Raw genomic sequence first — 22,777 nt, 5'->3', positions numbered from 1 at the left:
AGACGAAGGATGCTCAGCCATGAGCGAAAATCATGACATTGATGCCGTCGGCCTCGCGACCCCGGCCTATCCCGGGGAGATGCTGCGCCGTGAGCGTGAAACGCAAGGGCTGTCGCTCGAAGAGGTCGCGACGGCGCTGAACTTGCGCCCCGCCGTGGTCATCGGAATGGAGGAGGACAACTACGAGCAAGTACCGGTTGCCACCTATCGTCGCGGCTACCTGCGCGCCTATGCCCGGCTGCTGGGCATGGATGACAGGCCCGTGCTGCAGGCCTATGCGGATCGCTTCGCCACCCAGGAGAACGAGCAGCGCGTCACCCCGGTCCAGGTCACCCGCCCCCCTTCGCGCATCGGCGCCTGGCTGTTCAAGCTGGTGACCTTGCTGGTGATCGCCGGATTGATCGGCCTGACGCTGGTGTGGTGGCAGAGCCGGGACGGCAACGAAGCCCCCGAGGTCGACGACAGCGAGCCGGTCTCGGTCGAGACGCTGGATGGCACCACCACCATCGAGGAAGAGCCGCAGCCAGAGGTCGAGGAATCCCTGCCGCCCGTGCCGGTGGAGGGTGTCGACCCGATCGGCGAGGAAACCGCGCCTTCACTCGGCGAAGTCGACCCCACCGGGGCCGAAATCATTGCGAGCATGAGCGAAGAGGAGCCGGCCATTGAAGATGAAGCCAGTGCCGAGGCGCCTGCCGATCCGCCGATCGTGAGCGAGGAAGAACCGCAGGTGGCTGAAGCGGCACCGCCCAGCGATCGACGCACGCTTGAATTGACCTTCAACGAACAGTCGTGGACCGAGATCTTCGATGCCAGCAATCGCCGCGTCTTCGTCGGCCTTCAGGAACCCGGCACCACGGCAACCGTCGAAGGAGAGCCTCCGTTCCGACTGACCGTCGGCAACGCCTCTGCCGTCGAACTGACCTGGGCCGGGGAGCGCGTCGACCTGCCCGCTCGCGCCGGGGCCAACAATGTCGCCCGATTCACTCTGGGAGAGTGATGCCTATGCATTCCCCATCGCCCATCGTTCGCCGTAAATCGCGCCAGATCCACGTCGGCAAGGTGCCGGTCGGTGGCGATGCGCCGATCTCGGTGCAGAGCATGACCAACACCGACACCCTGGACGTGGCCGCCACGGTGGCGCAGATCGAACGCCTGGAGGCCGCCGGTGCCGATATCGTGCGTGTCTCGGTGCCGACCATGGACGCCGCCGAGGCCTTCGGCCGCATCAAACGGCAGGTCAACGTACCGCTGGTGGCCGATATCCACTTCGACTACAAGATCGCCCTGCGCGTCGCTGAGCTCGGCGTCGACTGCCTGCGCATCAATCCTGGCAACATCGGCAAGGAGGAGCGCGTTCGTGCCGTGGTCGGCGCCGCCCGCGACAACGGCATCCCGATCCGTATCGGCGTCAACGCCGGCTCGTTGGAGAAGGAGCTGCAGCGCAAGTACGGCGAGCCCACACCGGAAGCGCTGGTCGAATCGGCCATGCGTCACATCGATCATCTCGACCGCCTCGATTTCCAGGAATACAAGGTCAGCGTCAAGGCCAGCGACGTGTTCATGGCCGTCGCCGCCTATCGCCAGTTGGCCAAGTTGATCGAGCAGCCGCTGCATCTGGGGATCACCGAGGCCGGCGGGCTGCGCTCGGGTACCGTCAAGTCCTCCATCGGCCTTGGCATGCTGCTGATGGACGGCATTGGCGATACCATTCGCGTCTCGCTTGCCGCCGATCCGGTGGAGGAGATCAAGGTCGGCTACGACATGCTCAAGAGCCTGCGCCTGCGCAGCAAGGGCATCAACTTCGTCGCCTGCCCCAGCTGCTCGCGCCAGAACTTCGACGTCATCGGTACCATGAACGCGCTCGAGGAGCGTCTCGAGGACATCATGACGCCGCTCGACGTCTCGGTGATCGGCTGCGTGGTGAATGGCCCTGGCGAGGCCAAGGAGAGCGACATCGGCCTGACCGGCGGCAGCCCCGCCAACCTCGTCTACATCGATGGCAAGCCCGCGTCCAAGCTGCGCAATGAACACCTGGTCGACGATCTCGAGGCCCTGATCCGCGCGAAGGTGCGCGAGAAGGAACAGGCCGAGAAGGACGTGATCGCCCGCGAGGCCTGAGCGCCTTCGACCATCAAGGAGCCACCGTTGAGCAAGTCCGAGAGCATCAAGAAGATCCAGGCCATCCGCGGCATGAATGACCTGCTGCCGGGGCAGTCCGCCCTGTGGCAATACTTCGAGGGCACGGTCCAGGCGCTGATGAGGCGCTATGGCTATGCCGAGATCCGTACGCCCATCGTTGAGCAGACGGCGCTGTTCGCCCGTTCCATCGGTGAAGTCACCGACATTGTCGAGAAGGAGATGTACACCTTCGAGGACCGTAACGGCGACAGCCTGACGCTGCGTCCCGAGGGCACGGCGAGCTGTGTACGGGCCGCCATGGAGCACGGCCTGCTGCACAACCAGACCCAGCGCCTGTGGTACCAGGGCCCGATGTTTCGCCACGAGCGTCCTCAGAAGGGGCGCTACCGGCAGTTCCACCAGGTCGGTCTGGAAGCCTTCGGGCTGGAGGGGCCGGATATCGATGCCGAAGTGATTTTACTGTCGGCGCGTCTGTGGCAGGAGCTGGGCCTCATCGATCACGTCACCCTGGAACTCAATTCGCTGGGCTCCAACGAGGCGCGCGCCGCCTATCGCGACAAGCTGGTGGCTTACTTCGAACAGCATCGCGACCAGCTCGACGAGGATTCGCTGCGTCGTCTCGCCAGCAATCCGCTGCGTATCCTCGACTCGAAGAACCCTGACATGGCGCCGATGCTGGCCGACGCGCCCCGGCTGATGGACCACCTCGACGACGCCTCCCGTGAGCACTTCGAAGGCCTCACCGCCCTGCTCGAGGCCGCCGGCATCGACTACGTGATCAACCCGCGCCTGGTGCGTGGTCTCGACTACTACTGCCGCACCGTATTCGAGTGGACCACCACGGCGCTGGGCAGCCAGGGCACGGTCTGCGCCGGTGGCCGCTACGACGGCCTCGTCGAGCAACTCGGCGGCAAGCCGACCCCCGCGGTGGGCTTCGCCATGGGCATCGAGCGCCTGATATTGCTGCTCGAGACCCTCGACCTGATACCCGAGGCCGCCCTGGGCGAGCTGGACCTCTACGTTCTGCCCATGGATGATGGCGCCACCGCCCGGGCAATGCTGCTGGCCGAAAGGCTGCGTAGCGAGCTTCCCTCGCTGCGCCTGCAGTTGCACTGCGGCGGAGGCAGTTTCAAGAGCCGTATCAAGAAGGCCGATCGCAGCGGGGCCCGGCTGGCGCTGCTGCTGGGCGAGGATGAGCTGGCCCAGGGCAGCGCCACGCTGAAGTTCCTGCGCGAGGAGCGCGAGCAGTTGAGCTTGGCGCAGGAGGCTCTGACCGGGAGCCTCGCCGACCTGATCAACGGCGAGCGTGCCTGACCGTACCGCATACTGTATGAAAGGAGACCGCCCGTGGCGGAGCTGAGAACCGAAGAAGAGCAGCTTGAAGCCATCAAGCGCTGGTGGAAGGAGAACGGCACCTCGCTGATCGCCGGCGTTGCCATCGCAATCGCCGGCGTGGTGGGCTGGAATGCTTGGCAGAACTACCAGGACAATCAGGCCCAGGCGGCCTCGATGAACTATCAGGAGCTGATCAACCTCACCGACAGCGGCGAGAGCGACGAAGCCCGCAACCTCGTTGCCGAGATCACCGACAACCACGGCCGCACCCTGTACGCCGACCTGGCGCGACTGATCGACGCCCGGCTCGCCGTCGACGAAGGGAACCTGGACGAAGCCCGTCAGGTACTCGAAGGCGTAATCGAAACCAGCGGACGCGACTACATACAGGGCCTGGCGCGCCTGCGCCTGGCCCGGCTGCAGGTGGCCACCGGCGATGCCGAGGCCGCGCTCGATACGCTGGCACGGGACATACCGGCCGCTCTGGCGGCACAGCAAGCCGACGTGCGCGGTGACGCCCTGCGCGACCTGGGCCGGCGCGACGAAGCCCGCCAGGCCTGGCAGGAAGCGCTCGCCGTCGCCGAACAAAACGATCAGCCGATCTATGGCGTCCAGCTCAAGCTCGACGACCTGGGTGTCGAAGAGGCCACGCTATGAAGACCATCTTTTCTCGCAAGTCCACCCTGGCCCTGGCGGGGGCGCTGGCCCTCGGCCTGCTGGCCGGCTGCGCCAACAAGGCGGAACCGCGCTACAGTCCCAAGGAGCTGCAAAGCTTCGAGGCCCGTGCCGAGCTCGACACCGATTGGCGCCAGCGGGTCGGCAAGGGACTGGGCCGCGCCGTCTACCCGATTTCGCCGTCACTGGATGGTGGCGTCATTTATGCCGCCGACGAGCGCGGCCGGGTCATGGCAGTCGAAGCCGAGAGCGGCGAACGCCGTTGGCAGACCGACCTCGACGTCGGCGTCTCCAGCGGCCTGACCGCCGTTGCCGGCCAGGTCTACCTCGGCACGCGCAATGGCGAGGTCCTGGCGCTGAACCAGTCCGATGGCGAAGTGACCTGGCGCGCCCGCGTCTCCAGCGAGGTGCTGGCCCCGCCGCAGCCCAACAACGAGCTTCTCATCGTGCAGAGCGTGGATGGTGCCGTCACCGCACTGGATCGCCGTACCGGCGATGAGCGCTGGGCGCATACCACTACCGAGCCCGCCCTCACCCTGCGCGGCACCGGCACGCCGATGGTGATCGACCCGGTGACCTTCGTCGGCTTCGCCAACGGTCGCCTGGCCACGCTGGACAACCGCAGCGGGCAGACCCTTTGGGAACGCCGCATTGCCGTGCCGCGCGGTCGCAGCGAGATCGACCGCATGGTCGATCTGCGCGGCCAACCGGTACTGACACCAGACGGCCGCCTCTACGTGACCAGCTACAACGGTCGCCTGGTGGCGCTGGAAGCGCAGAGCGGCGAGGTTCTGTGGGAGCGTGAGCACTCCAGCCATCAGACGCCGGTCCTGGTGGGCGATCGCCTGTTCACGGTCAACGAAGCCAGCCACGTCACCGCCTACGACGCAGGCAGCGGCGAAGAGATCTGGCAAAACCGCGACCTCGAGGGGCGTTGGTTGACTGCGCCCGCCTTTGCCGACGGCAACGTGGTGGTGGGCGACTTCGAGGGCTACGTGCATCTGATCGACACCCAGAATGGCCGCTTCACCGCGCGTACGCGGATCGACGGCTCCGGCATCAGCGTGCGTCCGGTCACTGACTTCCGTCGCATCTACGTGCTGAGCAACAACGGCCGCCTGGAAGCACTGGACATCGCACGATGACCCCCGTTATCGCCCTGGTCGGCCGCCCCAACGTGGGCAAGTCGACCCTGTTCAACCGCCTGACCCGCAGCCGCGACGCCTTGGTGGCGGACTTCCCCGGGCTCACCCGTGACCGCAAGTACGGTAACGGCATGCTCGGCGACAAGGCGTATACGGTCATCGATACCGGCGGCATCAGCGGCGACGAAGAGGGCATCGATGCCGCCATGGCCGAGCAGTCCCTGGCGGCCATCGACGAGGCCGATATCGTGCTGTTTCTGGTGGATGCCCGCGCCGGCCTCCACGTGGCCGACGAAGCCATTGCCAACCACCTGCGGGTCAACCAGAAGAAGACCTGGCTGGTGGTCAACAAGACCGACGGGCTGGAAGAGCATTCGGCCATGGCCGACTTCTGGCAGCTGGGGCTCGGCGATCCTCGCCCCATTGCCGCCGCCCACGGGCGCAACGTCACCAGCCTGATCGAGGAGGTGCTGGCCCCCTTCCCCGAGCGCGACCTGAGCATTCCGGCGGATACCGGCACCAAGGGCATCCGCATCGGCGTCATTGGACGGCCCAACGTGGGCAAGTCGACGCTGGTCAACCGCCTGCTCGGCGAGGAGCGGGTGGTGGTCTTCGACGAGGCCGGCACCACCCGCGATGCCATCGAGATTCCCTTCGAGCGGCGCGGCAAGCCCTACGTGCTGATCGATACCGCCGGCGTGCGGCGACGCAAGAACGTCAGCGAGGTTGCCGAGAAGTTCTCGATCATCAAGACGCTTGAAGCGATCAAGGAGTGCCACGTCGCGATCCTGGTACTCGATGCCCGCAGCGGCCTGGTGGAGCAGGACCTGCACCTGCTCGACTATGTGCTGACCACCGGCCCTGCCCTGGTACTGGCGGTGAACAAGTGGGACGGCCTGGAGCACGAGGCCAAGGAGAAGATGCGCGCCGCCATCAAACGTCGCCTGGGCTTCGCCGACTACGCCGACCTGCACTTCATCTCGGCGCTGCACGGCACCGGCGTTGGCGATCTCTATCCCTCCATCGAACGCGCCTTCGCCTCCGCCAACAGCCACTGGTCCACCAACCGGCTCACCACCCTGCTGCAGGACGCCGTCAGCCAGCATCCCCCGCCGCTGGTTCACGGCCGTCGCATCAAGCTGCGCATGGCCCACCAGGGCGGCAGCAATCCGCCGATCATCGTCGTTCACGGCAACCAGACCGAGGCCCTGCCCGAGGCCTACAAGCGCTACCTGACCAATACCTTCCGCAAGGTGCTGAAGGTACGCGGCACGCCGATCCGCTTCGAGTTCCGCTCCGGCAAGAATCCGTTCGACCCGCTGGCTGACGCCAGCGATCGCGAGAAGGCCAAGCAGCGCGAACTGGGACGTACCCGCGCCGCCCGGAACAAACGCCGCTGAACCCCATCCGCCAGGTGTCCGGCCGCCAGGCCGGACATCGAACGTCCACTGGTAGGCCCTCCTGGACTACCCTGCCACCCCCCATCGACTGATCCGCTTCACCCTACAGGAGGAGCCCATGTTCCTGAGCCGTATGCTGCCGTTCGTGCTACCGCGCCGTCGCTCGCGCCTGCTCATCCCGCTGAGCCTGGCCACGCTGCTCGCCGGCTGTCTCGCCCTCCCTCAAACCGGCCTGTTCGCCTTCCGCCTGGCAGTAACTTCGCTGGGCGTAGAGGAAGTGCGCATCGGCCCCTACACGGTCAATGCGGGGCTCGACACCAGCGATGTTGCCTCGTTGATCGCCTCGAGCCTCGGCATGGGCAGCCTGCCCGTGCAGGCCACCCTGGCCATGGGCCTGTCGCTGCCGGCCGGCATGCCGGCGGTCGAGATGTCGGGCTTCCGGTGGACATTGGACGTGCCTGGCGCCGAGCCGGTCAGCGGCAACTATCAGCAGGACGTGACGCTGACCTCAGGCGACGACGCCCGCCTGCGCCTGCCCGTGGCCTTCGACGTGCTGGCCACGGACAGCAGGCGGCTCGCGCCCATGGTGGAACTCGCCACCCAGCTGGCAAGCCAGGGCGAGCTGCCTGCCGGCAGCGAACTGGCCATCACGCCAGGCAGCTTGCGCGGCCTGGGCGTGACCCTGCCCGCCGGGCTCTGGACGCCGACGCTGCGTTTCGCCGTGGGTCAGGATGGCGAGCTGAAGCCGCAGCGCTGATCAATCCCCGGCGTGGAGGCGGCGGCGACCGACCCACTGGCAAGCGAACTGCCAGGCCCCCCGGCCGCTGCGTCCGCCGCGCAGCGTGGCAAAGCGGATCGCCTCGGCGCGCGCCTCGGCGCTCCAGTCCTGTGCGCTTCCCAGCTGCGTGACCCAGTGGCAGCAAGCCTCCAGAAAGGTGTCCTGGCTGAAGGGGTAGAAGCCGAGCCAGAGACCGAAGCGATCGGAGAGCGAGATCTTCTCCTCGACTGCATCGCCATGGTGAAGCTCTTCCCCGACCAGTCGCGTGTCCGCATTGTCGGCCAGCGACTCCGGCAGCAGGTGGCGGCGATTCGAGGTGGCATAAAGCAGGACATTGGGTGGCGGACCGGTGAGCGCGCCGTCGAGTACGCTCTTGAGCGCCTTGTAGGCGTCATCGTGGCCTTCGAAGGAGAGGTCGTCGCAGTAGACGACGAAGCGATGCGGCTGACGGCGCAGCTGCTCGACCAGAATGGGCAGGCCGGCCAGGTCATGGCGATCCACCTGCACCAGGCGCAGCCCCTGCGGCGCCAGGCTGTTGAGCAGGGCACGGATCAGCGATGACTTGCCGCTGCCGCGGGAACCCCATAGCAGGGCATGATTGGCCGGCAGCCCCTTCAGGAAAGCCCGGGTATTGTCGACCAGCGCCAGCTTCTGGCGCTCGATGCCCAGCAGGTCGTCGAGCGACAGGGCGTCGCGGGGAGGTACCGGCAGGAGCCTCCCGCCCAGCACATGACGTTGCCACAATGCGGCCACGTCGCGGGTCCAGTCGACCTCCTGCGGGGCGGGCGGCAGCCAGTGCTCCACGTGGTCCAGCAGCCGGCTCAGGCGTCTGCTCAGCTCGTCATCCATTGGCATCTCCTTGGGAATTCCACCGTTCACAGTTGACCTTGTGCTCGTTCGGGGTATCTTGTGGCGAACCGTTACCCCCGTCCAGGGTCTCAAGGGATCTGAACGAACGAGGATCGAAAATGCGCTGGATTCGCTGTGCTGCCGTGGCCACCCTGGCCCTGACCCTTTCCGCCTGTACCACTTCGCCGACCGGCCGCCAGCAGCTGACGCTGATGTCGGACGATCAGCTCAATCAGATGGGCCAACAAGCCTTTGAGCAGTATCAGCAGGACCTGCCTCCGGCCGGCCAGGCCCAGCAGCGCTACGCCGAATGCGTAGCCAGTGCCATTGTCGAGGTGCTGCCCGAGCAGGAGCGCGACAAGAATTGGCAGATCCGTGTCTTCGAATCCGAGCAAGCCAACGCCTTCGCCCTGCCCGGCGGCTACATGGGCGTCAATACCGGTCTGCTCGACATCGCCACCAACCAGGACCAGCTCGCCTCGGTGATCGGCCACGAGATCGGTCATGTGCTGGCTCGCCATGCCAACGAGCGGGTCTCGACCCAGACCTCGACCCAGCTCGCCCTGTCGGTGCTGTCGTCGGCGGCCGGCCTCGAAGGCCCCGGTGGCGAGCAACTGATGGGCGCGCTCGGTCTCGGCGCCCAGTACGGTATCCTGCTGCCTTTCTCACGCCGCCACGAGAGCGAAGCCGACGTGGTCGGCCTGCGCCTGATGGCCGACGCCGGGTTCGACCCACGCGCCAGCATCGCGCTGTGGGAGAATATGGGCGGCCAGGGCGGCTCGAGCCCACCCGAGTGGATGTCCACCCACCCCAGCCACGGCCAGCGCATCCAGGGCCTTCAGGCGGAGATGGACAATGCTCTGGCGCGCTACGAGCAGGCACGCGAGGCGGGGCGACAGCCGAACTGCTCACGTCCCTAGGAAACGCTGATAAGTTGCTGCGCTCGATATCTATCAGCGCCTGCCCAAACCCGATTCATTTCATGGAGCGCTGATGCTACGCCTGGGATTGCTACTGTTGATCCTCCCCATCTTCGTGTTGTTGGGCGTCTATTTCTGGGAATTCAGCAGCGTGCGCGAGTGTACCCTGATCCAGGGCGGGCACTGGGACTACCTGGAGGGCGCGTGCCGTGAGTCGCCCCAGGCCTTCGTGCCCTGGATAGAGCGCCTGCCCTGGCTGGTCAACGGCGGCATGCTGCTGTCGCTGGCCGGAGTCGTGATGTGCATGCTGGGGCTCTACGTCAAAAGACGCTGAGCCCTACAGGGACCTGCGCAGCGCCTCGCGCACCGGCCCCGTCTCGGGGCGTTTGTGTCGCCACAGAAAGAACGACTCCGCAGCCTGTTCCACCAACATGCCGAGCCCATCGAGGGTGCGCCCGCCTCGCGCTTCGGCCCAGCGCAGGAACACGGTCGGTTCGGCACCGTACATCATGTCGTAGGCCGTGGCGTCCTCGGCGAACAGCTGGTCGGGAAGCGGCGGTAGCTCACCGGCCAGGCTGGCGCTGGTACCGTTGATCACCAGGTCGAACGGCCCCGTTACGGCATCGAACCCCCCTCCCCCGATCTCGCCCAAGTCGGCGAAATCCTGAGCCAGCGCCGTTGCCTTGGCCGGCGTGCGGTTGGCAATGAGGACACTCGCCGGCCGCGATGCCAGCAGCGGCTCGAGCACGCCGCGCACCGCCCCGCCCGCGCCCAGCACGAGGACGCGAGCGCCAGCCAGCGCCACGCCATGGTGCTGCAGATCGGCTACCAGGCCGACCCCATCGGTGGTATCGCCATAGGTGAGGCCGTTCTTGCCCAGCGACAAAGTGTTCACCGCTCCGGCACGCTGGGCGCGCAAGCTCAGGGTGTCGCAGAGGTGGAAGGCGGCCTCCTTGAAGGGCACGGTGACATTGGCCCCCCGCCCCCCTTCCGCCGCGAAGCGGCGCCAGGCGCCGGCGAAGTCGTCCAGCGGCGCCGCGATGGCGGTGTACTCGAGAGTCTCACCGGTCTGCTCGGCGAAGGCCGTATGGATCGTCGGCGACTTGGAATGCGAAATGGGATTGCCGAAGACACAGTAGCGGTCTGTCATGAAGGCTCCTCTTCACCCAACCAGTCACGAGGGCGCAGGTAGTCACGGTAGAGTACCTCCTCGGCGCTGCCCGGCTCGGGCTGCCAGCCATACTCCCAGCGCGCCAACGGCGGCATCGACATCAGGATCGATTCGGTGCGCCCACCGCTCTGCAGGCCGAACAGGGTGCCGCGATCCCACACCAGGTTGAACTCCACGTAGCGCCCGCGTCGATAGAGCTGGAAATCACGCTCGCGCTCGCTCCAGGGCGTGTCGCGGCGGCGCTGCACGATAGGCAGGTAGGCGTCGAGAAAGGCATCACCCACCGCTCGCTGAAAGGCGAAGCAATCGGCGAATCCCCACTCGTTGAAATCGTCGAAGAACAACCCGCCAACACCGCGTGTCTCATCGCGGTGCCTGAGGTAGAAATAATCGTCGCACCACGCCTTGAAGCGCGGATAGATCTCGGGGCCGAAGGGGGCGCAGGCATCGCGGGCGACCCGGTGCCAGTGCAGCACGTCCTCGTGCACCGGGTAATATGGCGTCAGGTCGAAGCCGCCGCCGAACCACCAAACCGGCGGCTCGCCCTCCTTTTCGGCGATGAAGAAGCGCACGTTACCGTGGCTGGTGGGCACGTGAGGGTTTTCGGGGTGCAGCACCCAGGACACCCCTACCGCATGAAAGCTGCGTCCTGCGAGCTGGGGCCGGGCGGCTGTTGCCGAAGGCGGAAGCCGGTCGCCGTGGACATGGGAGAAGTTGACCCCTCCCTTCTCGAAGACCCGGCCGTGTTCCATCACTCGCGAGCGACCGCCACCGCCCGCCTCGCGCTGCCAGCTCTCCTCACGAAAGTCGGCTCCACCATCTTCGCTGGCAAGGCCGGCACATAGCCGGTCCTGCAGGTCGAGCAGGTAGCGTTTCACCGTCTCGAGATTGGCCTGCGCCATGACTCCTCCCTAATTCGCCGAGTGCAGGGTTCGTCAACGCCCTCAGGCGCGAAGCACCCGGCCGCTACGCAGGTCGCGGATCGTGCTGGGCCGGTCGAGGCCACCCAGTTCGCCTTCGACGATGGCATCGAGTGCGTCGCCGAATATCGCCTTGACCTCGATGGCGCTCATGGCCGATGGCTCGCTGGCCCGGTTGGCCGAGGTCGAGACAATCGGCCCACCGAAGGCGCGGCACAAGGCCACGACACCAGGATGATCACTGACCCGCAGTGCCACGCAGTCATGGGCCCCGCGTACCAGCGCATGACTGCGGCCGTTGTCAGGCACCAGCCAGGTATTGGGGCCCGGCCAGCTGGCAACGAGGGGTGCATGCAGCTCCGGTGCCAGGCCTTCGAGCCAGGGTGCGAACTGCTCGATGGAAGCGGCGACGAGAATGAGTCCCTTGGCCGGGTCACGCTGCTTGAGCCGCAGCAGGTGCGCCAAGGCCGCGTCGCTGTCGGGATCGCAACCCAATCCCCAAACGCCCTCGGTCGGGTAGGCAATCACGCCGCCTGCACGCAGCGCAGCCGCGGCAGCATCGAATGTGTCGGCCACGTTCATGATTCTCCTGCAAGGCAAGGTAGCCATATCAGCCGAGGCCAAGTCACCACGGCGATCGAAAGACCCAATGCTAGCATGGCTAGGCACTGTCAGGCAGGCGTACCCAGCCGCCGGGGGCCTGGGCGGCACGGCCTTCAAGCTCCAGCTCGAGTAGACGCCGCTGGCAGTCGGGCACGGCCAGGCCGGTCAGGTTCACCAGGGCATCGAGGGGTGACGGTGAGTCGCTCAGCCAGCGCAGCAGCGGGTCTGCGGCGCCGTGTTCGCGACTCGTCTCTTCCTGGGGCGGGAGCGGAACCGCCGCGACCGCCCATTGACTCAGCTCCTCGAGGATATCGTCGACATGACGCACCAGCACCGCTCCCTGGCGTATCAGCTTCAGGCAGCCGCGGGCCTGGGGGTTGTGGATCGAAGCGGGCAAGGCAAAGACCTCGCGATTCTGTTCCATCGCCAGCCGTGCACTGACCAGCGAGCCGCTCTTCTCGGCGGCTTCCACTACCAGTACGCCCAGCGAGATGCCGGTGACAATACGGTTGCGGCGTGGAAAGAAGCCTGGTCGCGCCTGAGTGCCGGGCGGGTGCTCCGAGAGAATCAGCCCGCCGCACTCAAGCAGCTGTTGATAAAGCCGCGCATGGCGCGGCGGATAGATGACGTCGACGCCGCAGCCCAATACCGCCACGCTGCGTCCGCCGGCTTCGAGGGCAGCTTGCTGGGCGGCTCCGTCGATGCCCAGTGCCAGCCCGCTCACCACGCACCAGTCACGGCTGGCAAGCTCCCGGCCGAATGCCGCGGCATTGCCCAAGCCCTCTCGCGTGGGTCGGCGCGAGCCGACGATGGCCAGTCCGGGCGGCTCCAGGGCCATCAGGTCGCCGAGCGCCCAGAGCACGGGCGGCGGATCGGCAATCTGTTCGAGCAACGCAGGCCAGGCGGTGTGCCCCGGGTGAAGCAGATGCCGCTCGGGTGAAGCCGCCAGCCAAGCCAGGTCGGCCTCGACCGCCTGAGCCAGCGGGCTGCGTGCCGGATGGTCGAGCCATAGCCGCAGCGCGGTGGCTGCCTGTCGCGGCAAGCGCGCCAGCCAGCCGGCGGGCCAATCCGGAGCGACGGAGACGATGTCTGCCAATCGCGCGGCGCCCATGCCGGGCAGCCGCATCAGCGCCAGCCAGTCGCGCGGGCTCGGTGCCAGTTGCCCTTCGCTCACCGCTGTGCCACCCCCACCCCGCGGCGGGGGTTGTGGATGCGATCGCCGACTTCCAGCGAACGGGTCGCCTGCATCACCAGGCCGTAGCTCATCTTCTCGTAGGGCCGGAAGACCATGATCAGGCCGGCATCGGTGCCCGGCAGGCGCAGTGCCTCGCCGTCGCGCGGGTCGACGACGCGCTCGCCCTGCTGCTCGACCTGCAGTACGTGCCCCGTCTCCAGGCCGTCGCGCCGCCCCCGGTCGAGCGCCACCACCTGCAGCCGGCCGATGAAGCGCACCCCTCCCGGGACCGCCAGGATGGTGCCCTGGACCTCATGCTCCGGCGCGCGGGGGATGAACTCGCTGACCAATTCGCGCTCTTCCAACGGCAGTACGATGTCCTCGCTGCGCACCTCCTGGTTGGCGGAGAGCAGCGTCATCACGGCGATACCCTCCTCGCTACGCTCGGCCCGGGCACGCCCGATGCTGACCAGCTCCAGACCCAGCACCTCGCCGGTGGCGGCATCGCGGTAGCGCTCGCCGATGCGGTAGATGCCATAGCGCAAGCCGGGCTGCAGCTCGCCGCGGGCGTAGACGCGATCGCCGGCACCGCTGATGATGCGCCGATCGTCGCCGGCCACCACGTAGGCCAGCTCGTCCAGCGCCTCGGGGTCGTCCACCACCCGGTGCTCGCGCAGAAAATGGCGCACCGTATCCAGCGGAATCGGCTCGATCGCCTCGCGAACGGGGACGCGGCGCACCTCGGGCGAGAGCCGAACCACGCCCTGGCCGCGCTCGAGCCCCAGGCAGGGGCGGCCGTCGCAATCGTAGAGGTAGATCACGTCACCGGGATAGATCAGGTGAGGGTTGCGAATCTGCGGGTTGACCTGCCATACCTCGGGCCATTGCCAGGGATGGCGCAGAAAGCGGCCCGAGATGTCCCACAGGGTATCGCCACGTACCACCGTGTAGCGATCCGGCGCATCGCGGCGTAGCCCCTGATCCCAGCTCAGGCCTTGGGCCTGGACCAGCAGCGCCGATGCCGCCAGCACGGCCCCGCTTGCCCACGCCAGCGCCCTGCTCAGCGGACCGGCCCGCCGCCGCTTAGAGTTCTCGTCCATCCCCTCGCTCCCCTGCCCTTGACACCCATCGACCCACTCGCCGTTCTGCACGCCGGGAACCGGCATGCCATGCTATAGTCCAATGCTATTGAAGTGATAAGCGTGCCTGCGGTTTCACCCTGGCCCGCCGCCCCCTAGAATAGGGGCAATCCCGAATGACAGCATAACGGTGGTTCCAACGCCATGGCCAAATTACCCATCCTCGAATTTCCCGACGAACGACTGCGCACCCGGGCAGCGCCGGTCGAAGCGGTTGACGACGAGGTGCGCCGGCTGGTCGACGACATGCTCGAAACCATGTACGACGCTTCCGGCATCGGCCTTGCCGCCACCCAGGTGGACGTTCACCGCCGTGTGATCGTGATGGACGTCAGCGACGATCGCAAGCACCCCCTGGTGCTGATCAACCCCGAATACACGCCCATCGGAGAAGAGCGCGAGCTGATGTCCGAGGGTTGCCTGTCGATTCCCGAGTACTACGCCGAGGTGCCGCGGGCCCTGAAGGTGCATCTCAAGGCGCTGGATCGCGACGGCAAGCCCTATGAGCTCGACGCCGAGGGTTTGCTGGCCCACTGTATCCAGCATGAGTACGACCACCTCGAGGGCGTGCTGTTCGTCGATTACCTCTCGCCGCTCAAGCGCGAGCGCGTCCTCAAGAAGATGCAGAAGCGCCACAAGCAGATGCAGACCGCCTGATATCCAGCAACGTATCGCACCGAAGGCTGACGTGTCCTACGTCAGCCTTCGTCGTTTCCGGCCGCCTCCGTTATGATGAGGGGACCGATCATTGGCTAGGCTCGATCCATGTCCCGACCACAGCGCATCATCTTCGCCGGTACACCCGAATTCGCCGCTGCCAGCCTATCCGCCCTGCTGCAGAGCCAGCATCGGGTGGTAGCCGTCTACACCCAGCCAGACCGGCCCGCCGGCCGGGGCCGCAAACTGACAGCCAGCCCGGTCAAGTCGTTGGCCCTCGACCATGGGCTGCCGGTCCGTCAGCCCGCAAGCCTGAAAACGTCCGACGTCCAGGCAGAGATCGCCGCCTTCGATGCCGATGCCATGGTGGTGGCGGCCTACGGGCTGATCCTGCCGCAGGCCGTGCTCGATATCCCCCGGCTCGGCTGCCTCAACGTCCATGCCTCGCTGCTGCCGCGCTGGCGTGGCGCCGCCCCGATTCAGCGCGCCATCGAGGCCGGTGACAACGAAAGCGGCATCACCATCATGCAGATGGACGCCGGTCTCGACACCGGCCCCATGTTGCTCGTGCGACGAACGCCCATCACATCCACGACCACCGGAGGAGAGCTGCACGATACGTTGGCCAGCCTCGGCGGCGAGGCGATCGTCACGGCGCTGGATGCCCTGTCCGACGAAGGCTTGACGGCAACGCCCCAGCCCGAGGAGGGCGTGACCTATGCCGCCAAGCTCTCCAAGGCCGAAGCCGAACTCGACTTCACCCGACCTGCCGGCGAACTCGCCGCCAGGGTGCGTGCCTTCAACCCCTGGCCGGTGGCCTGGTGCGCCCTGGGCAACGAGCGGTTGCGTCTGCTGATGGCAGACTCCGCCAGCGGGCGCGACGGGGAATGGCCCGCCGCACCGGGCACTCTGCTTGAACCCGATGCCGAGGCCCTGCGCATTGCCTGCGGCGCGCAAGGCGGCGAAGTGCTGCGGGTGGCCCGGGCGCAGTTGCCCGGCGGCAAGCCGCTGCCGGCCCGCGACCTGCTCAATGCCCGCAGCGAGCGACTTGCACCCGGACGCCTCCTGGGCCAGACGAGCGAGGAGAACGCCTGATGCATCGCTCCACGCCATCCACCCGCACCGGCAAGCCGGCCCAGGACGGCGGCCAGGCAGTACGCGCCAGTGCCGCCCGAGCCCTGGTGCCCGTGATTACCGGCAAGGGCTCGCTCAACGACCTGGACGATCATCAGGTAGTGATACGCGACCGGGCGCTGTTCAGGGCGATGTGCTACGGCGTGTGCCGCACCTTGCCACGCCTCGAGGCACTGGCCGAGCGCCTGCTGAAGTCACCCTTCAAGACCCGTGATGCCGACGTGCAGGCCCTGCTGCTGCTGGGCATTTATCAGCTGCTCTACCTGCGCATCCCGGCCCATGCCGCCGTGGGCGAGACCGCCGGCGCCGCACGCCAGCTGGGCAAGGAGTGGGCCACCCGGGTACTCAACGGCTGCCTGCGTCGGCTGACCCGGGAATCGGCGGCACTGCAGGCCGAAGTCGACCAGGATCCGGCCGTCGCGTTGCTTCATCCACGCTGGCTGCTCAAGGCGTTGCGCCAGGCCTGGCCCGACGACTGGCGCGCCATTGCCTTGGCCAACAACGAACCCGGGCCGATGACGCTGCGCATCAATCGCCGCCGCGGCGATCGCGAGGCTTATCTGGCCAAGCTGCTCGAATGCGGCGCCGAGGCGCACCTGTGCACGCATTCACCCGACGGGCTGGTGCTGGACAAGCCCTGCGACGTCCAGACGCTGCCCGGCTTCGCCGCAGGCGACGTCAGCGTACAGGACGAAGCCGCCCAGCTTGCTGCCGAGCTGCTCGGACCGGCGCTGGCGCCACGCCCCGGGGGCCGTGTGCTCGACGCTTGCTGCGCTCCTGGCGGCAAGACGGCGCACTTGCTCGAGCTGTTCGACATCGAACTGCTGGCGCTGGACAGCGATGCCGTGCGTCTGGCCCGGGTCGAGGATACGCTGGAGCGCCTGGGGCTTTCGGCCACGCTGGTACACGCCGACGCCACCCATCGCGACTGGTGGGACGGCACGCAATTCGATGCCATCCTGCTCGACGCGCCCTGCTCCGGCAGCGGCGTGATTCGTCGTCACCCCGACATCAAGCGGCTGCGACGCCCCTCGGACATCGCCAAGCTGGTCGAACTGCAGGTGAGCCTGCTCGACAATCTCTGGCCGCTGCTGCGCCCCGGCGGCACGCTGCTCTATGCCACCTGCTCCGTGCTGCGCGAGGAGAATGACGAGCAGATTCGTCGTTTCCTGGCCCGGACGCCGGACGCTTCGGACACCACGCCCGAGGAGATGAGCTGGGGACGCCGGATGGAAGCCGGTCGGCAACTGCTCCCCGAACCCGACGGCCACGACGGCTTTTTTTATGCCAGACTGAAAAAACAGGGCTGACGGGCCCTGCCATCGATCACTTCAGCAAGGAGCACTCATGAGCGATCACGTGTACAAGCACATCGAGCTGACCGGTTCCTCCGAAAAAGGCATCGAGGACGCCATTCAGCGTGCGTTGGACAAGGCGTCGCAGTCCCTGCACGGCATGCGCTGGTTCGAGGTGACCGATACGCGTGGCCACATCGAGAACGGCCGCGTCGGGCACTGGCAGGTCACGATCAAGGTCGGCTTCACGCTCGACTGACAGCGCGATGCCGGACGCACCTGTTACATCACTTTCGGCTGGTTTATCCTAGCCGAGGATGCTGCGGCGCCATATCGGCGTCGCAGAGTCGTTTGATGGGCCCCGAGAACCTATGAAGATCATCATCCTGGGCGCCGGGCAGGTCGGCGGCACGCTGGCCGAGCACCTGGCCCGAGAGGAAAACGACATCACGGTGGTGGATACCGACGGCGAGCGGCTCCGCGAGCTGCATACCCGGCTCGACATCCGCACCGTGGTGGGCCCGGCCTCATACCCGGTAGTGCTGCGCCAGGCCGGCTGCGAGGATGCCGACATGTTGATCGCGGTGACCAGTGCCGACGAGGTCAACATGATCGCCTGCCAGGTGGCCCACACGCTCTTTCGCACCCCGACCAAGATCGCTCGGGTGCGCGCCACCGCCTATCTCACCCGCAAGGGGCTGTTCGCCCATGAGGCGGTACCCATCGACGTATTGATCAGCCCCGAGCAGGTGGTCACCGACCATATTCGGCGCCTGATCGAGCATCCGGGGGCCCTGCAGGTGCTGGAGTTCGCCGGCGGCCTGGTGCAACTGGTGGCGGTCAAGGCCTACTACGGCGGTCCGCTGGTGGGTCAGGACCTCGGTTTCCTGCGCCGTCACATGCCCAGCGTCGATACCCGGGTGGCGGCCATCTATCGCCGCAACCGCCCCATCATCCCGCGCGGCGACACCGTGATCGAGGCCGACGACGAGGTGTTCTTCATCGCCGCCCGGCGGGACATCCGCGCCGTGATGAGCGAGCTGCGCCGCGTCGACCGCGACTTTCGCCGGGTGATGATCGCCGGGGGCGGCAACATCGGCGAGCGACTCGCCGAGCATCTCGAGCACAGCCATCAGGTCAAGATCATCGAACACGGGTTGGAGCGCTGCACGGTACTCTCCGAGCGACTCGACCGCACCGTGGTGCTGCATGGCAGCGCCACCAACAAACGCCTCCTGGAAGAGGAGAACATCGAGGATTGCGACATCTTCTGTGCGCTGACCAACGACGATGAGGTCAACATCATGTCGTCGATGCTGGCCAAGCGCATGGGCGCCAAGAAGGTGCTGACGCTAATCAACAATGCCGCCTACGTCGACCTGGTCCAGGGCGGCGAGATCGACATCGCCATCTCGCCGCAGCAGGCCACCATCGGCAGCTTGCTGACCCACGTCCGTCGCGGCGACATCGTCAATGTGCACTCGCTGCGCCGCGGCGCGGCGGAGGCCATCGAGGCGATCGCCCACGGCGACATGCAATCGTCCAAGGTAGTGGGGCGTGCCATCGGCGAGATCGACCTGCCCCGGGGCACCACGATCGGCGCCATCGTACGCGGCAAGGAAGTGCTGATCGCCCATGACGACGTCGTGGTGGCGTCGGGCGATCACCTGATCCTGTTCGTGATCGACAAGCGCCGCATCCGCGACGTCGAGCGCCTGTTCCAGGTCGGGCTGACCTTCTTCTGATGATGGGCTCGATGACCTTCCGCGACGCAAGGCACGCCGCCCGATGAGTCTGCGCGTTATCCTTCGCATCCTCGGCCTGCTGCTGATGATGTTCAGCCTGACCATGATGCCGCCGATCCTGGTGTCACTGCTGTTCGGCGACGGCCAGTGGGTCGCCTTCAGCATCGCCATTCTGATCACCGTCCTGACCGGCATGGTCATCTACTTGCCCAATCGCAATGCGCACAAGGAGCTGCGTACACGCGACGGCTTCCTCATCGCCGCGCTGTTCTGGAGCGTGCTGGGGCTGTTCGGCTCGCTGCCGCTGATGCTGACCGGCGATGCCGCGCTTGCACCCACCGATGCGGTGTTCGAGTCGTTCTCGGGGCTGACCACCACCGGGGCCACCGTGATCACCGGCATCGAGTTCTTGCCCGAATCAGTGCTCTACTACCGCCAGCAATTGCAGTGGCTCGGCGGCATGGGGATCGTGGTGCTGGCGGTGGCGATCCTGCCGACGCTCGGCGTCGGGGGGATGGCGCTGTACCGCACCGAGATCCCCGGACCGCTCAAGGACTCCAAGCTGACCCCGCGTATCACCGAGACGGCCAAGGCGCTGTGGTACATCTACGCCGCGCTGACGCTGACCTGTTTTCTGGCCTACCTGGCCGCGGGAATGGATTGGTTCGATGCCCTGGGCCACAGCTTCTCCACCGTGGCCATTGGCGGCTTCTCCACCTACGACGCCAGTATCGGCCATTTCGACAGCGCCTTGATCGAGCTGATCTGCATCTTCTTTCTGGTCATCTCGGCGATGAGCTTCAGCCTCCATTTCCTCGCCTGGCGTGGCCGTCAGCTCAGCCACTACCTGCTCGACCCCGAGGCACGCTTCCTGTTGATATTCCTTACCGGCCTCGCCGTCATCGCCGTGGTTTCTCTGTGGCTGACCGATACCTACGACATCGAGCGCGGGTTGCGCCACGGGCTGTTCCAGGCGGTCTCGATCGCCACCACCGCCGGTTTCGGCGTGGATGACTTCTCGGCCTGGCCGGGCGCGCTGCCCTTCCTGCTGTTCATGGCCGCCTTCGTCGGCGGCTGCTCCGGCTCCACCGGCGGCGGCATGAAGGTGATCCGCATCATCCTGATCCTCAAGCAGGGCATGCGCGAAGTGATGCGCCTGATTCATCCCAGCGCCGTGATTGCGGTCAAGGTGGGCAGGGTTAGCGTGCCCGACGGCATCGCCCAGGCGGTATGGGGGTTCTTCTCCGCCTATCTGATGCTGTTCTTCCTCATGCTGGTAGGTGTGATGGCCACCGGCGTCGACCAGGTGACCGCCTGGTCGACCGTGGCCTCGGCGCTCAACAACCTGGGCCCGGCGCTGGGGGAAGCGGCCGCCCACTACGGCGAACTGCCGCAGCTCGCCAAGTGGATCCTGGTGGTGGCCATGCTCCTCGGTCGCCTGGAGATCTTTACCGTGCTGGTGCTGTTTACCCCCGCTTTCTGGAGAAAATGACGCCACGCGGCTGCCGGGTTTGGCCCCTTGCCTGGCATCGTGGATAATCGTCACTTAACTCCCTGCAACCCGAGCGTTCATGACCGACTCCCAGGACTCCGTGACCGACCCGCGCCAGGAAAGCGCCATCAGCGGCCCCCACCGCGTCGTCGAGGTGGAGGGTAGCCGCTATACCTTGCTGGGCACTGCGCACGTTTCCGCCGAAAGTGCCGAGGACGTGCGCCGCATGATCCGCTCCGGCGAGTTCGATGCCGTGGCCATCGAGCTGTGCGACGCACGCCACCACAACCTCAGCAACCCGGATGCCCTCGCCCAGCAGGACCTGTTCGAGATCTTCCGCCAGGGCAAGGCCGGCATGGTCGCGGCCAACCTGGCGCTCGGCGCGTTCCAGCAGCGAGTGGCCGAGCAGTCCGGCATCGAGCCGGGGGCCGAGATGCGCGCCGCCCTCGAGGAGGCACGCAACCACGACCTGCCGCTGCTGCTGGTGGACCGCGACGTGGGGGTTACGCTCAAGCGTATTTACGGCAACGTGCCGTGGTGGCAGCGCATGTCGCTGTTTACCGGTTTGCTCGGCAGCGTGATGTCTCGCCAGGAGATCAAGCCCGAGGAGATCGAACGCTTGAAGGAGGGCGACGTGCTGGAATCGACCTTCAGTGAGTTCGCTGCCGAATCCGAAGCGCTCTATACCCCGTTGATTTCCGAGCGTGACCGCTACATGGTGCTGCGGCTGGCGGAACAGGCGCCGCCCGGACGTTTTCGCAACGTGCTAGTCGTTATCGGTGCTGGCCACATGAAGGGCATGGTCGAGCATCTGGAGGCCCCGTTGCCTGCCGCGCCGCAGGCCGAACGCCAGGCGCTGGAGCACACCCCCCCGCCATCGAAGGTGTGGCGCGCCCTGCCGTGGCTGATCACCGCGCTGGTCCTGGCCGGGTTCATCATCGGCTTCTCGCGTAACACCGAACTCGGCTGGCAGCTGGTCGCAGAGTGGTTCCTGATCAACGGCCTGCTGTCGGGCCTGGCAACGCTCGTCGCCCTGGCCCATCCGGTTACCGTCGTGGCCACCATGTTCGCCGCCCCGCTCACCTCGCTCAATCCCACCATCGGCGCCGGCTTCGTCGCCGCCGGCGTGGAGCTATGGCTGCGCAAGCCCAAGGTGCGCGACTTCTCGATGCTGCGCCACGACGTCACCGAGCTCAAGGGATGGTGGCGCAACCGGGTTTCGCGCACGCTGCTGGTGTTCCTGTTCGCCACCCTTGGCTCCGCCGCCGGCACCTGGATCGCCGGCTTCCGCATCGCCGGGGCGCTGCTCGGCACCGCAGGCTGACCAGGGCCACTCCCGACAACGCGGGCCGGGCCCTTTCGTCAGGCGAACGTAAGGGCAGGGCCGCGTAGGGATGCTGTTCGTGAGGCCTGAATGGCTCACCAGCCGCGACGGGCCAGCAGCCGCCGCATCGGTGCGGTGGGCGTCTCGATTTTCTCGTAGCGACGGCTAGCGGCATAACTGACGTTGAAGGCGTCGAAGTAGTCATCCAGCACTTGGGCTGCCTCGGCGTCTCCGCTCTGACGCAGGAGTTCGGCGGCTACCTCGGCGGTGCACAGGTGGGCCTGGGAGGCAGGCTTGCGGAGCTGGTACCGGGTCAGCCGCGCCGTGGCCAGCGGCAGCACCGGCAGGCGCTCGAGATAGGGGCTCTTGCGAAAGATCCGCCGCGCCTGGCGCCAGGTGCCGTCGAGCAGGATGAAGACCGGTACCTTGTCCTCGCGCTTGGCCTCCTCGACGCGGCTTATGCCCACTACCCGGTCGGCATAGTCGGGCTGGTCGTCGGGGAAGATCACGAAGGGGGCGAAGCGAGGATCGTCTAGCAGCGCCAGCAGCCGCTCATCCGGCGCCGTTCGGTACCAGGTGAAAACTTGAGTCGTAGGCAAAACATCGCGGATCAGGCGTCCGGTATTGGTCGGCTTGAGGTGTTCGAGCGGATGGGTGATCAACCAAACGCGCGCCACGCTTTCGGCACTGGCCTGGTAGGGACAGAGACAATTCAATACCGGCAGGTTGCAGCCGGGGCAGCGCTCGGTGAAGCTGCCTCGCGCCTTGAACTCGCGCCGCGGCGGGCGCGGATGCCCCGTGGCGGGGTCACGGCCAAGCGTGGCGGCGGCACACTCGGAAGCATCGGCCCGGCAAGTCTCGTCCAGCATCATCACGTATCCA

The 22,777-nt window shown here is 66.6% G+C and carries 23 protein-coding genes; 16 read left to right on the top strand and 7 right to left on the bottom strand.

The genetic code is table 11. The features are described from left to right. The first annotated feature begins 19 nt into the window (after window positions 1–19). The 7 genes from ACOJCM_RS11550 (at window position 20) to ACOJCM_RS11520 (ending at window position 7,451) form a co-directional block, all read left to right on the top strand. The gene (locus tag ACOJCM_RS11550) at window positions 20–997 is read left to right on the top strand and encodes a RodZ domain-containing protein (protein WP_445212192.1); all 978 of its coding nucleotides are present in this window, start codon (window positions 20–22) and stop codon (window positions 995–997) included. A 5-nt stretch (window positions 998–1,002) separates the two neighbouring features. Beyond that, window positions 1,003–2,118: a flavodoxin-dependent (E)-4-hydroxy-3-methylbut-2-enyl-diphosphate synthase gene (ispG, locus tag ACOJCM_RS11545; protein ID WP_445212191.1), complete on the top strand. Its 1,116-nt coding sequence runs from the start codon at window positions 1,003–1,005 to the stop codon at window positions 2,116–2,118. Between the two features lie 27 nt (window positions 2,119–2,145). Then, window positions 2,146–3,453, top strand: a complete 1,308-nt coding sequence (gene hisS / locus ACOJCM_RS11540; RefSeq protein ID WP_445212190.1) for a histidine--tRNA ligase — start codon at window positions 2,146–2,148, stop codon at window positions 3,451–3,453. A 33-nt stretch (window positions 3,454–3,486) separates the two neighbouring features. Further along, window positions 3,487–4,131, top strand: coding sequence for a YfgM family protein (locus ACOJCM_RS11535; RefSeq protein ID WP_445212189.1), 645 nt, complete (start codon window positions 3,487–3,489; stop codon window positions 4,129–4,131). Next, the gene (gene bamB / locus ACOJCM_RS11530) at window positions 4,128–5,294 is read left to right on the top strand and encodes an outer membrane protein assembly factor BamB (protein ID WP_445212188.1); all 1,167 of its coding nucleotides are present in this window, start codon (window positions 4,128–4,130) and stop codon (window positions 5,292–5,294) included. Before ACOJCM_RS11535 ends, bamB begins: the two co-directional genes overlap by 4 nt. After that, window positions 5,291–6,694 carry a ribosome biogenesis GTPase Der gene (gene der / locus ACOJCM_RS11525; RefSeq protein WP_445212187.1) on the top strand — a complete coding sequence of 468 codons (1,404 nt, stop codon included), beginning with the start codon at window positions 5,291–5,293 and terminating at the stop codon, window positions 6,692–6,694. Before bamB ends, der begins: the two co-directional genes overlap by 4 nt. Before the next feature lie 118 nt (window positions 6,695–6,812). Continuing rightward, window positions 6,813–7,451 carry a hypothetical protein gene (locus ACOJCM_RS11520; RefSeq protein WP_445212186.1) on the top strand — a complete coding sequence of 213 codons (639 nt, stop codon included), beginning with the start codon at window positions 6,813–6,815 and terminating at the stop codon, window positions 7,449–7,451. On the opposite strand, the gene ACOJCM_RS11515 is transcribed toward ACOJCM_RS11520, so the two are convergent. Next, complete coding sequence (locus ACOJCM_RS11515; RefSeq protein ID WP_445212185.1) at window positions 7,452–8,321, bottom strand: ATP-binding protein; 870 nt, start codon at window positions 8,319–8,321, stop codon at window positions 7,452–7,454. Between the two features lie 119 nt (window positions 8,322–8,440). Here ACOJCM_RS11515 and ACOJCM_RS11510 point away from each other — a divergent pair, with 119 nt between their 5' ends. Both ACOJCM_RS11510 and ACOJCM_RS11505 read left to right on the top strand, forming a co-directional pair. Beyond that, the gene (locus ACOJCM_RS11510; RefSeq protein WP_445212184.1) at window positions 8,441–9,241 is read left to right on the top strand and encodes a M48 family metallopeptidase; all 801 of its coding nucleotides are present in this window, start codon (window positions 8,441–8,443) and stop codon (window positions 9,239–9,241) included. Between the two features lie 73 nt (window positions 9,242–9,314). Then, window positions 9,315–9,575: a hypothetical protein gene (locus tag ACOJCM_RS11505; protein WP_445212183.1), complete on the top strand. Its 261-nt coding sequence runs from the start codon at window positions 9,315–9,317 to the stop codon at window positions 9,573–9,575. A 3-nt stretch (window positions 9,576–9,578) separates the two neighbouring features. Here the strand turns inward: ACOJCM_RS11505 and aroE are convergent, their stop codons facing one another. The 5 genes from aroE to ACOJCM_RS11480 form a co-directional block, all read right to left on the bottom strand. Next, complete coding sequence (aroE, locus tag ACOJCM_RS11500; protein WP_445212182.1) at window positions 9,579–10,391, bottom strand: shikimate dehydrogenase; 813 nt, start codon at window positions 10,389–10,391, stop codon at window positions 9,579–9,581. Beyond that, a complete protein-coding gene (gene hemF, locus ACOJCM_RS11495; RefSeq protein WP_445212181.1) occupies window positions 10,388–11,314 on the bottom strand; it encodes an oxygen-dependent coproporphyrinogen oxidase in 927 nt (308 codons plus the stop codon). Before hemF ends, aroE begins: the two co-directional genes overlap by 4 nt. Window positions 11,315–11,356: 42 nt before the next feature. Further along, window positions 11,357–11,914 (bottom strand): L-threonylcarbamoyladenylate synthase, encoded by a 558-nt coding sequence (locus ACOJCM_RS11490; RefSeq protein WP_445212180.1) that lies wholly within the window; start codon window positions 11,912–11,914, stop codon window positions 11,357–11,359. A 79-nt stretch (window positions 11,915–11,993) separates the two neighbouring features. Continuing rightward, a complete protein-coding gene (gene dprA / locus ACOJCM_RS11485) occupies window positions 11,994–13,061 on the bottom strand; it encodes a DNA-processing protein DprA (RefSeq protein ID WP_445212461.1) in 1,068 nt (355 codons plus the stop codon). A 44-nt stretch (window positions 13,062–13,105) separates the two neighbouring features. After that, a complete protein-coding gene (locus tag ACOJCM_RS11480; protein ID WP_445212179.1) occupies window positions 13,106–14,209 on the bottom strand; it encodes a LysM peptidoglycan-binding domain-containing protein in 1,104 nt (367 codons plus the stop codon). A 183-nt stretch (window positions 14,210–14,392) separates the two neighbouring features. Here ACOJCM_RS11480 and def point away from each other — a divergent pair, with 183 nt between their 5' ends. The 7 genes from def (at window position 14,393) to ACOJCM_RS11445 (ending at window position 21,895) form a co-directional block, all read left to right on the top strand. Then, window positions 14,393–14,905, top strand: coding sequence for a peptide deformylase (gene def, locus ACOJCM_RS11475; protein ID WP_445212178.1), 513 nt, complete (start codon window positions 14,393–14,395; stop codon window positions 14,903–14,905). A gap of 108 nt (window positions 14,906–15,013) precedes the next feature. Further along, the gene (fmt, locus tag ACOJCM_RS11470) at window positions 15,014–16,000 is read left to right on the top strand and encodes a methionyl-tRNA formyltransferase (RefSeq protein WP_445212177.1); all 987 of its coding nucleotides are present in this window, start codon (window positions 15,014–15,016) and stop codon (window positions 15,998–16,000) included. Then, window positions 16,000–17,349, top strand: a complete 1,350-nt coding sequence (gene rsmB / locus ACOJCM_RS11465; RefSeq protein WP_445212176.1) for a 16S rRNA (cytosine(967)-C(5))-methyltransferase RsmB — start codon at window positions 16,000–16,002, stop codon at window positions 17,347–17,349. Before fmt ends, rsmB begins: the two co-directional genes overlap by 1 nt. Window positions 17,350–17,386: 37 nt before the next feature. After that, on the top strand, window positions 17,387–17,593 hold the full coding sequence (locus ACOJCM_RS11460) for a dodecin (protein ID WP_445212175.1): 207 nt from the start codon (window positions 17,387–17,389) through the stop codon (window positions 17,591–17,593). A 112-nt stretch (window positions 17,594–17,705) separates the two neighbouring features. After that, a complete protein-coding gene (gene trkA, locus ACOJCM_RS11455; RefSeq protein ID WP_445212174.1) occupies window positions 17,706–19,079 on the top strand; it encodes a Trk system potassium transporter TrkA in 1,374 nt (457 codons plus the stop codon). 43 nt (window positions 19,080–19,122) lie between these two features. Then, on the top strand, window positions 19,123–20,571 hold the full coding sequence (locus ACOJCM_RS11450; RefSeq protein ID WP_445212173.1) for a TrkH family potassium uptake protein: 1,449 nt from the start codon (window positions 19,123–19,125) through the stop codon (window positions 20,569–20,571). Between the two features lie 79 nt (window positions 20,572–20,650). Then, window positions 20,651–21,895, top strand: a complete 1,245-nt coding sequence (locus tag ACOJCM_RS11445; protein ID WP_445212172.1) for a TraB/GumN family protein — start codon at window positions 20,651–20,653, stop codon at window positions 21,893–21,895. 95 nt (window positions 21,896–21,990) lie between these two features. Here ACOJCM_RS11445 and ACOJCM_RS11440 read toward each other — a convergent pair whose 3' ends face one another. Further along, entirely contained in the window at window positions 21,991–22,764 is a 774-nt protein-coding gene (locus ACOJCM_RS11440) for a tRNA-uridine aminocarboxypropyltransferase (RefSeq protein ID WP_445212460.1), read from the bottom strand. Between the last annotated feature and the right edge of the window lie 13 nt (window positions 22,765–22,777).

This window comes from Billgrantia hypersalina, assembly GCF_052584175.1.
This window is presented reverse-complemented; position numbering and strand designations above follow the sequence as displayed.

Bases quoted from the DNA above. Each gene is read 5' to 3' on its own strand.
- ACOJCM_RS11550 (WP_445212192.1), top strand. From the start codon at position 20: ATGAGCGAAAATCATGACATTGATGCCGTCGGCCTCGCGACCCCGGCC.
- ispG (WP_445212191.1), top strand. From the start codon at position 1,003: ATGCATTCCCCATCGCCCATCGTTCGCCGTAAATCGCGCCAGATCCAC.
- bamB (WP_445212188.1), top strand. From the start codon at position 4,128: ATGAAGACCATCTTTTCTCGCAAGTCCACCCTGGCCCTGGCGGGGGCG.
- der (WP_445212187.1), top strand. From the start codon at position 5,291: ATGACCCCCGTTATCGCCCTGGTCGGCCGCCCCAACGTGGGCAAGTCG.
- ACOJCM_RS11520 (WP_445212186.1), top strand. From the start codon at position 6,813: ATGTTCCTGAGCCGTATGCTGCCGTTCGTGCTACCGCGCCGTCGCTCG.
- ACOJCM_RS11515 (WP_445212185.1), bottom strand. From the start codon at position 8,321: ATGGATGACGAGCTGAGCAGACGCCTGAGCCGGCTGCTGGACCACGTG.
- ACOJCM_RS11510 (WP_445212184.1), top strand. From the start codon at position 8,441: ATGCGCTGGATTCGCTGTGCTGCCGTGGCCACCCTGGCCCTGACCCTT.
- ACOJCM_RS11505 (WP_445212183.1), top strand. From the start codon at position 9,315: ATGCTACGCCTGGGATTGCTACTGTTGATCCTCCCCATCTTCGTGTTG.
- aroE (WP_445212182.1), bottom strand. From the start codon at position 10,391: ATGACAGACCGCTACTGTGTCTTCGGCAATCCCATTTCGCATTCCAAG.
- hemF (WP_445212181.1), bottom strand. From the start codon at position 11,314: ATGGCGCAGGCCAATCTCGAGACGGTGAAACGCTACCTGCTCGACCTG.
- ACOJCM_RS11490 (WP_445212180.1), bottom strand. From the start codon at position 11,914: ATGAACGTGGCCGACACATTCGATGCTGCCGCGGCTGCGCTGCGTGCA.
- dprA (WP_445212461.1), bottom strand. From the start codon at position 13,061: ATGCGGCTGCCCGGCATGGGCGCCGCGCGATTGGCAGACATCGTCTCC.
- ACOJCM_RS11480 (WP_445212179.1), bottom strand. From the start codon at position 14,209: ATGGACGAGAACTCTAAGCGGCGGCGGGCCGGTCCGCTGAGCAGGGCG.
- def (WP_445212178.1), top strand. From the start codon at position 14,393: ATGGCCAAATTACCCATCCTCGAATTTCCCGACGAACGACTGCGCACC.
- fmt (WP_445212177.1), top strand. From the start codon at position 15,014: ATGTCCCGACCACAGCGCATCATCTTCGCCGGTACACCCGAATTCGCC.
- rsmB (WP_445212176.1), top strand. From the start codon at position 16,000: ATGCATCGCTCCACGCCATCCACCCGCACCGGCAAGCCGGCCCAGGAC.
- ACOJCM_RS11460 (WP_445212175.1), top strand. From the start codon at position 17,387: ATGAGCGATCACGTGTACAAGCACATCGAGCTGACCGGTTCCTCCGAA.
- trkA (WP_445212174.1), top strand. From the start codon at position 17,706: ATGAAGATCATCATCCTGGGCGCCGGGCAGGTCGGCGGCACGCTGGCC.
- ACOJCM_RS11450 (WP_445212173.1), top strand. From the start codon at position 19,123: ATGAGTCTGCGCGTTATCCTTCGCATCCTCGGCCTGCTGCTGATGATG.
- ACOJCM_RS11445 (WP_445212172.1), top strand. From the start codon at position 20,651: ATGACCGACTCCCAGGACTCCGTGACCGACCCGCGCCAGGAAAGCGCC.
- ACOJCM_RS11440 (WP_445212460.1), bottom strand. From the start codon at position 22,764: ATGCTGGACGAGACTTGCCGGGCCGATGCTTCCGAGTGTGCCGCCGCC.